We start from the raw sequence: 3,863 nt of genomic DNA on the forward strand, positions 1-3,863 counted from the left end.
TGACCTTCCCGATGCTGCAGTTCTCCCTGCTGGGCACGATCTGCCTGCTCGGGGCGCTGTGGCTGGTGGTGCGCGCCCGGTCGTCGGTGCGGGCCAGCGCCCTGGGGATCGGCGTGCTGGCCATCTACCTGTGGTCGCTGCTGTCGATGCTGACGACGCTGGCGCGCACCACGCTGCTGTCGTTCCGGCTGCAGCCCACCTTGACCGTGCTGCTGGTCGCCGCCGGGGCGTTCGGCTTCGTCGAGGCGGTGCGCGCGCTGTCCGCGCGGGGCCGCGCCGTGCTGCCCCTCGCCGGCGCCGTCGGCCTGGCCGCCGCGATCGCGTTCAGCCAGGACATCCCCGACGTGCTGCGCCCGGATCTCACCGTCGCCTACACCGACACGGACGGGAACGGCCAGCGCGGCGACCGGCGACCGCCCAGCTCGGAGAAGTTCTACCCCGACATCGACCGCGCCATCGTGACCGTGACCGGGCGCCCCCGCGACCAGACCGTCGTGATGACCGCCGACTACAGCTTCCTGTCCTTCTATCCCTATTGGGGATTCCAGGGACTGACGTCGCACTACGCCAACCCGCTCGCGCAGTTCGACCTGCGGGCCGCCCAGATTAATAAATGGTCCAAACTCAAGTCCGCCGACGAGCTGCTGCACGCGCTGGACACCTGTCCCTGGCCGCCGCCCACGGTGTTCCTGATGCGCCGCGGTGCGAACGGCAACTACACCCTGCGGCTCGCCGAGGACGTCTACCCCAACCAACCCAACGTCCGGCGCTACACCGTCGATCTGCGGGCCGCCCTTTTCGAGAGCCCGCAGTTCGTCGTTCAAAGCGCCGGCCCGTTCGTGCTGGCCATCCGCAAGCCGGTGCCGGGCCGCTGATGAGCACCGACACCTCGCCTCAAAAGGGGCCGCCGAGCATCGAAGAACTAGCATCTAGCACCGTGACCGAGACGGGAGCGAACCACCGGATCACTCGGTGGGTAGCTATCGTCGCCGGGCTGCTCGGGGCTTTGCTGGCCATCGCGACCCCGCTGCTGCCGGTCAACCAGACCACCGCCCAGCTGAACTGGCCGCAGAACGGCACGTTCGAAAGCGTCGACGCTCCCCTGATCGGTTACGTCGCGACCGATTTGAACATCACCGTGCCGTGTCAGGCCGCCGCCGGGCTGGCCGGTCCCCAGAACGCCGCCAAGACCGTGCTGTTGTCCACGGTGCCCAAGCAGGCCCCCAAGGCCGTCGACCGCGGGCTGCTCATCCAGCGCGCCAACGACTACCTCGTGGTCGTCGTGCGCAACGTCGCGGTGGTGACCGCCCCGCTGAGCCAGGTGCTCAGCCCGGCCTGCCAGCGGCTGACCTTCACCGCCCACGCGGAGAAGGTCACCGCCGAGTTCGTCGGCCTGACCCAGGGGCCCAACACCGAGCACCCCGGCGCACCGCTGCGCGGCGAGAAGAGCGGTTACGACTTCCGGCCCCAGATCGTCGGCGTCTTCACCGACCTGAGCGGGCCGACACCGCCCGGCCTGAGCTTCTCGGCGACCATCGACACCCGCTACAGCAGCAGCCCCACCGAGCTGAAGATGGCGGCGATGATCCTCGGGCTCGTGCTGACGGCCGCCGCCCTGGTCGCCCTGCACCTGCTCGACACCGCCGACGGCAGCCGCCACCGCCGCTTCCTGCCGTCGCGCTGGTGGTCGATCGGCGGGCTGGACGCTCTGGTCATCGCCGTGCTGGTGTGGTGGCAGTTCGTCGGCGCCAATACCTCCGACGACGGCTACATCCTGACCATGGCCCGGGTGTCCGAGCACGCCGGCTACATGGCCAACTATTACCGCTGGTTCGGCACGCCGGAGGCGCCCTTCGGCTGGTACTACGACCTGCTGGCGGTGTGGGCCCATGTCAGCACCGCCAGCATCTGGATGCGGTTGCCAACCCTGGCCATGGCGCTGACGTGCTGGTGGGTGATCAGCCGTGAAGTGATGCCGCGCCTGGGCCACGCCGTCAAACAGAACCGCGGCGCGGCGTGGACCGCGGCGGGCATGTTCCTGGCCGTGTGGCTCCCGCTGAACAACGGCCTGCGCCCCGAGCCGATCATCGCGCTGGGCATCCTGCTGACCTGGTGCTCGGTGGAGCGCGCGGTAGCCACCAGCCGGCTGCTGCCGGTGGCGGTCGCCTGCATCATCGGCGCGCTGACGCTGTTCTCCGGGCCGACCGGCATCGCCTCGATCGGCGCCCTGCTGGTCGCCATCGGGCCGTTGCGGACGATCCTGCACCGCAGGTCGAAACGATTCGGCGCGCTGCCGCTGGTGGCACCCCTGTTCGCGGCGGTCACCGTCACCGCCATCCTGATCTTCCGAGACCAAACCCTGGCCGGCGAGATCCAGGCCAGCATGCTCAAGCGGGCCGTCGGCCCCAGCCTGAGCTGGTTCGACGAACACATCCGCTACGAGCGCCTGTTCATGGCCAGCCCGGACGGCTCGGTCGCCCGCCGCTTCGCGGTGCTGGCGCTGGTCCTGGCGCTCGCGATCACGGTCGCAATGTCGTTGCGCAAGGGCCGGATTCCGGGCACGGCCGCCGGGCCGAGCCGCCGCATCGTCGGAATCACGATCATCTCCTTTATCGCGATGATGTTCACGCCCACCAAGTGGACCCACCATTACGGGGTGTTCGCCGGGCTGGCCGGCCCGCTGGGCGCGCTGGCCGCCGTCGCCGTGACTTCCGTGGCGATGCGGTCGCGGCGCAACCGCACCATGTTCGCGGCCGCGGTGCTGTTCCTGATGGCCCTGTCGTTCGCCAGCGTCAACGGCTGGTGGTATGTGTCCAATTTCGGTGTGCCATGGTCGAATTCGTTCCCGGCGTGGCATTACGCCTTTGCCACCGCGCTGCTCGGGCTGACGGTCGTGGTGCTGCTACTGGCCGCGTGGTTCCATTTCGTCGATCCAGACAACGGCGCGCCGACGACCCGCCTGGGCGCACGAGTCGCGGGAATCGTCCAGTCCCCGTTGGCAATTGCGACCTGGCTGCTGGTGGTGTTCGAGGTGGCGTCGCTGACCCTGGCGATGGTCGACCAGTATCCCGCCTGGACGGTGGGCCGCTCCAACCTCGAGGCCCTCACCGGCAAGTCCTGCGGACTGGCCGAGGACGTGCTGGTGGAACAGGACCCCAACGCCGGCGCGCTGGCGCCGGTGAGCGCCACGGTGGCCGACGCGCTGGGCGCGGGCCTGTCGGAAGCCTTCACCCCCAACGGTATTCCAGCCGACGTACGTGCCGACCCCGTGATGGAACGCCCGGGCGACCGCAGCTTCATCAACGACGACAGGCTGGTCACCGGCGCCGAAGCCGGCACCGAGGGCGGCACCACCCCGGCACCGGGGATCAACGGTTCGGTCGCCCAGCTGCCCTACAGCCTGGACCCCGCGCGCACACCGGTGCTCGGCAGCTGGCGGTCGGGCATCCAACTGCCCGCCCACCTGCGGTCGGGCTGGTACCGGCTGCCCACCCGCGACAGCGCCCGGCCGCTGCTGGTGGTGAGCGCGGCCGGCCGCTTCGATCCCCGCGAGGTGCAGGTCCAGTGGGCGACCGACGACCAAGCGGCCGGCGGACACCCCGGCGGGTCGTTGCAGTTATCCGACGTGGGCGCCTCCCCAGCCTGGCGGAACCTGCGGTTGCCGCTGTCGGCCATCCCCGCCAACGCCACCCAGATCCGATTGGTCGCCGACGACGAAGACCTGGCGCCGCAGCACTGGATCGCGCTCACCCCGCCGCGCATCCCGCAGCTGCGCACGCTGCAGGACGTCGTCGGCTCGAAGGACCCGGTGTTCCTGGATTGGCTCGTCGGCCTGGCGTTCCCCTGCCAGCGTCCGTTCGGCC

The 3,863-nt window shown here is 70.0% G+C and carries 2 protein-coding genes; both read left to right on the forward strand.

The features are described from left to right. Positions 1-875 (forward strand): arabinofuranosyltransferase (locus A5701_RS13845; protein WP_197504977.1); only part of this gene is annotated, 875 nt, incomplete at its 5' end. Continuing rightward, a partial coding sequence (locus tag A5701_RS13850; protein WP_082969746.1) for an arabinosyltransferase domain-containing protein occupies positions 875-3,863 on the forward strand: 2,989 nt, incomplete at its 3' end. The genes A5701_RS13845 and A5701_RS13850, both read left to right, overlap by 1 nt.

Source organism: Mycobacterium sp. E3305, from assembly GCF_001666785.1.
Taxonomy (GTDB): Bacteria; Actinomycetota; Actinomycetes; order Mycobacteriales; family Mycobacteriaceae; genus Mycobacterium.